5 protein-coding genes are annotated in these 4,338 nt (G+C 73.3%); 2 read left to right on the top strand and 3 right to left on the bottom strand.

Translation table 11 applies throughout. The features are described 5' to 3' along the window. Window positions 1-183: 183 nt before the first annotated feature. The 3 genes from FNX44_RS24285 to FNX44_RS24295 all read right to left on the bottom strand — a co-directional run bounded on the left by FNX44_RS24285 (window position 184) and on the right by FNX44_RS24295 (window position 2,412). Entirely contained in the window at window positions 184-681 is a 498-nt protein-coding gene (locus tag FNX44_RS24285) for a hypothetical protein (RefSeq protein ID WP_143651098.1), read from the bottom strand. Window positions 682-1,121: 440 nt separating this feature from the next. Next, window positions 1,122-1,637, bottom strand: coding sequence for a DUF309 domain-containing protein (locus FNX44_RS24290; RefSeq protein ID WP_143651099.1), 516 nt, complete (start codon window positions 1,635-1,637; stop codon window positions 1,122-1,124). Further along, a complete protein-coding gene (locus FNX44_RS24295; protein WP_143651101.1) occupies window positions 1,630-2,412 on the bottom strand; it encodes a TetR/AcrR family transcriptional regulator in 783 nt (260 codons plus the stop codon). Before FNX44_RS24295 ends, FNX44_RS24290 begins: the two co-directional genes overlap by 8 nt. An 85-nt stretch (window positions 2,413-2,497) precedes the next feature. Here FNX44_RS24295 and FNX44_RS24300 point away from each other — a divergent pair, with 85 nt between their 5' ends. Then, window positions 2,498-3,478 (top strand): ATP-binding cassette domain-containing protein, encoded by a 981-nt coding sequence (locus FNX44_RS24300; protein WP_143651103.1) that lies wholly within the window; start codon window positions 2,498-2,500, stop codon window positions 3,476-3,478. Between the two features lie 67 nt (window positions 3,479-3,545). After that, a complete protein-coding gene (locus FNX44_RS24305) occupies window positions 3,546-4,289 on the top strand; it encodes an ABC transporter permease (RefSeq protein WP_143651105.1) in 744 nt (247 codons plus the stop codon). Window positions 4,290-4,338 lie beyond the last annotated feature (49 nt).

A 4,338-nucleotide genomic window follows, 5' to 3' on the forward strand; every position in this document is an offset into this window, starting at 1 on the left:
GGGGCGGGGCGGCGGGGGGCCGGTCCTCGGGCCGGTGCGCGCCGGCGGCTTCCGCGGCGTCCCGCGCGTGCAGCACCCGGGCCTCCTCGACCAGCGCTCCGTAGGTGCCCCGGGTGTCCAGCCGGACGCCTATCCGCATGCGCTCCCCCTGTGCGAGTCATGGCCCCGGCCGGGCCCGGACGGTCACGCGAGCCAGTCCTCGTAGAGTCCTCCGGACGCCTGCCGTGGCTCGGGGCCGATCCGCCGCCGACCGGCCCGACGCGCGGCCGAGCCCAGCCGACGCCGGGAACGGACCGTGCACAGAACGTCATAGAGCACGGCACCGTCAGTCAGCAACTCCGAGGTGTCGTGCGGGAGTAGCCAGAACCGACCCAGACAGGGACGGTAGCCCATCTCGCTGCCGTCGGCGGTGCTGCACCGGGTGATACGGGGGTGGCAGAGGGTCCTGCTGGGCGGCCAGTGCCAGGGGCCCTCTCCGGGGGTGATGGGTATCTGGACGAGTTCGTGGACCAGGCAGACCAGTACCGCGCCCACCCGCAGGCCGCCTCTTCGCATGTCCTGGAGGGAGTCCATCGCGGTGGCGCGGGGGGCCTGTACGACGTCGCCGGTGTAGCCGGCCAGGCCGTCGGGCGCATCGTCGCCGTAGCGCACGAGCCAGGGAACTTCGGTGGAATGGTTCATGTGTCGGCACCGGGCAGAGCGTGAGTCCGGTAGACGGCCACCCTCCCGCACCCCCTTCCCAGTCGGCCCACGCGGTTGTATGTTGAGTGCTTAACGACCTCTGTGCTGCGCGGCTTTGCTCCGCGCCCCTCGCCCGGGAGGTCGGCCCCGGTGAAGTGCGCGGGCTCACGCGCGAGTTGACGATCAGACCGAACAATCGACTGGACGGTAGCCGGAGGCGGTGCAACTCCGCTGGGCGCCACGCCCAGGAAGTGGCCGACAACCTGGGCGAGTTGCACAACCGCCAGGGACTCCCATCCGGCCGAATCGGGAACAGCCCAGCTCAGCGCCGCGTGCCCGGCTCCACACAGAAACAGCATCCGCGGGGACTGTCCGTCACCGCAACCTTCTCGCAACGCTCGGGTGCATGGCGCCCACCCCTCTCCTTCCGGTTTTGGCTCTCAGCTTCCGCGCGCGGTGATGCGCGGGGCCAGATCGGCGGCGCGCGGCGGCCCGGTCGCCAACTCCGGGCCGTCCGCCAGGCGTTCGGACCAGCGCAGCAGCTCTTCGACGTCCACGCCGTGGCGCGCGTCCGGTGCGCTGCGGCCCAGGTTGGCCGCCCCGCGACGCAGCAGGCTGCGCGCGCCGGTGGCGTTTCCGCGAGCCGCGTGGGTGATGCCGACGGCGAGTTGGGCCAGCCCCCGCCACAGCGGCTCCTCGGCGGCGGGGCGACTCTTCCACGCGTCTTCCAGCACCTCGTGCGCATGGAACGGCATGCCGTCGTCGAGCAGCCGCTGGGCCTCGGCGAGCGCCTGCGCCGGTGTCCGCGGCACACCCTCCGGCTGCCGCGCCACACCGGGTGCGCCGTAGGGCAGCGGACGCCCGAGCCCGTCACGCGGCCGGGCGTTGCGGGCCCGCCCCGCCTCGTCCCGGTCCCGGCGAGGCCGCCGCTCGGGCGGCCGCGGGTACTCAGACATCGGCGCACTCCTTCGCGATCAGAGCGGCGACACCGTCGAGCACCCGCTCCAGGCCGAAGTCGAAGTCCTCGCCCGCCTCACTCGGCGCCTCGCCGTCTCCGCCCGCGGCCAGCACGCCCGAGTCGAGGACCGCGTTCACCTCGGGGAAGCGCTCGCGGTCGGCGAGCCCGGCCAGCAGCCGGCCGTAGGCGGCGTTCATCTGGTCGGGGCCGAGTCCGGCCTCGCGGGCCGCCGCGGCCAGGTCGGCGGCGACCGTCGCCTCGCCGCGCACGTACTCGCTCAGCAGGGTCAGCACCCCCAGTCGCTCCCCGGCGCCCAGCCCGCTGTCCCGCATCGCGCGCAGGCCGTACTCCATCCAGATGACCGAGTTGGGCGTGGCGGGCGGCGAGCTGACCGGCACGGCGAGCACCCACAGGTTGTCGTGCAGCACCCGGCGGTAGGCACGTGCCCAGTCCGCGAGTCCGGTGCGCCAGTCGGCGGGCTCGGCCAGCTCCTTCGGCGGCGGGCCGACGGCGGCGTCCTCCATCAGGAGCAGCAGTTCGTTCTTCGCGCCGACGTACCGGTAGAGGGCCATCGCGGAGACGCCGAGCACGGCGGCGACCCGGCTCATCGAGACCGCGCCGATCCCCTCGGTGGCCGCGCAGTCGATGCCCGCCCGCACGATGCGTTCCAGACTCAGCCCCCGTCGCGGCGCCGTGGAGGCCTCCTGTCCGACACCCCAGGCCCTGGCGACCGCGGGCGGGATCCCCCAGGCGTTCTCACTGTTGCCTTCCATAGACCGTGTATAACATCAGCAGCGATGTGTATGTCATAAACACACTCGCGTACGCTATAAACAACCAGGCGAGGAGGGGACGCCCATGTCCGAGGAGCTGGCGATCGAGGTCGCCGGGTTGCTGAAGTCCTTCGGCGACACCCACGTACTGAAAGGGATCGACCTGCGGGTGCCGACCGGCGGCGTACACGCGCTGCTCGGCCCCAACGGCGCCGGCAAGACGACCACCGTCCGGGTGCTCAGCACGCTCAGCGCCCCGGACGGCGGTGTGGTGCGCGTCGCCGGTCACGACGTGCGGCGGGAGCGTTCGGCGGTGCGCCGCCGGATCAGCGTCACCGGACAGTACGCGGCGCTCGACGAGGCGCAGAGCGGTCGGGAGAACCTGTGGACGATCGGCCGGCTGCGGGGACTGGGACGCCGGACGGCGCGCGAGCGCGCCGCCGAGCTCCTTGCGTCCTTCGACCTCCGGGGGGCCGCGGACCGCCCGGTGGCCGTCTACTCCGGAGGGATGCGGCGGCGGCTGGACATCGCCGCCGCCCTTGTCGGAGGCCGGCCGCAGGTGCTGTTCCTCGACGAGCCCACCACCGGGCTTGATCCGCGCAGCCGTCGCACCACCTGGGAGACGGTCGCCGAGCTGGCCCGCCAGGGCGTCACCGTCTTCCTCACGACCCAGTACCTCGAGGAGGCCGATCGGCTCGCCGAGCGCGTCACCCTGCTCGACCGCGGCCGGATCGTCGCCGAGGGCAGCCCGGCGGAGCTCAAGCACCGGGTCGCGGCCCGTCGGCTGGAACTCACGGCCGCCTCACCGGCGGCGCACGAGGAGTTGCGCCGACGGCTCCGCGTCGCCCCGCTCCACGACGACCCGCCCGGCCTACGGCTGTCCGTGGCCACCGACGGGGCCGCCGCGGAAGTACGCGCCCTGCTCGACCGCCTCGACCCGACGGCCGAGCTTGTCGTCCGCTTCCACATCCTCGACGCCTCCCTGGACGACGTCTTCCTCAGCCTCACCGGCCGCGACGCGCAGCCCGTCGACACCCACCCCAAGGAGACCGGCCATGCCGCCTAGCCCCGCCCTCGTGACCGTCCACACCGCCCGGCCCGCCGACCCCCGGTCGGCGCCGATCGCCGGACCGCTGACACGTGTGGCCACGCTCACCGGCCGCTGCGTACGGCTGAGCGCCCGCAACCTGGACGCACTGCTGATGTCGCTCGCCCTGCCGGTCCTGTTGATGCTCGTTTTTGTGTACCTCTTCGGCGGGGCCATCAACACCGGCACCTCGTACGTGACGTACGTCGTGCCGGGTGTACTGGTCCTGTGCTCCGGGTACGGCGCCGCGCTGACCGCCACCACGCTCAACGGCGACCTGGGAAGCGGGGTCGTCGACCGGTTCCGCGCCATGGACGCCGGCGGCAGCGCGCTGGTGTGCGGTCACGTCGTCGCGAGCCTGGCCAGGAACGCGGCCGCCACGACCGCGGTGGTGCTGGTGGCTCTGCTGCTGGGCTTCCGGCCGCGCGCCTCGGTGGGCGCGACGCTCGCCGCTCTCGCGGTGCTGCTGTGCTATGTGCTGGCGCTGAGCTGGTTGGCAGCGGTGGTCGGCGCGCTGGTGAGCACGCCGGAGGCGGCCGGGGCCTTCGGCTTCTTCGCTCTCTTCCTGCCCTATCCGAGCAGCGCCTTCGTCCCGGTGGAGACCATGCCGGGTTGGCTGCACGGCTTCGCCGAACACCAACCGGCGACCCCGGTGATCGAGTCACTGCGGGCGCTGCTGCTGGGAACCCCGGCCGGCTCCGCGCCCTGGATCGCCCTCGCCTGGTGCGTGGGGCTGCTGGCCGTCTCCGTGCCGCTGGCCTCGCTCGCCCTCGCCCGCAGGTACCGCTGAGCCCGGCGGGCGCCGCTGGCGGACGGCGGGCGGGCTGTCTCTTATACAC

This window comes from Streptomyces alkaliterrae (genome assembly GCF_007097205.2).
Lineage (GTDB): Bacteria > Actinomycetota > Actinomycetes > Streptomycetales > Streptomycetaceae > Streptomyces > Streptomyces alkaliterrae.

Bases quoted from the DNA above. Each gene is read 5' to 3' on its own strand.
- FNX44_RS24285 (WP_143651098.1), bottom strand. From the start codon at position 681: ATGAACCATTCCACCGAAGTTCCCTGGCTCGTGCGCTACGGCGACGAT.
- FNX44_RS24290 (WP_143651099.1), bottom strand. From the start codon at position 1,637: ATGTCTGAGTACCCGCGGCCGCCCGAGCGGCGGCCTCGCCGGGACCGG.
- FNX44_RS24295 (WP_143651101.1), bottom strand. From the start codon at position 2,412: ATGGAAGGCAACAGTGAGAACGCCTGGGGGATCCCGCCCGCGGTCGCC.
- FNX44_RS24300 (WP_143651103.1), top strand. From the start codon at position 2,498: ATGTCCGAGGAGCTGGCGATCGAGGTCGCCGGGTTGCTGAAGTCCTTC.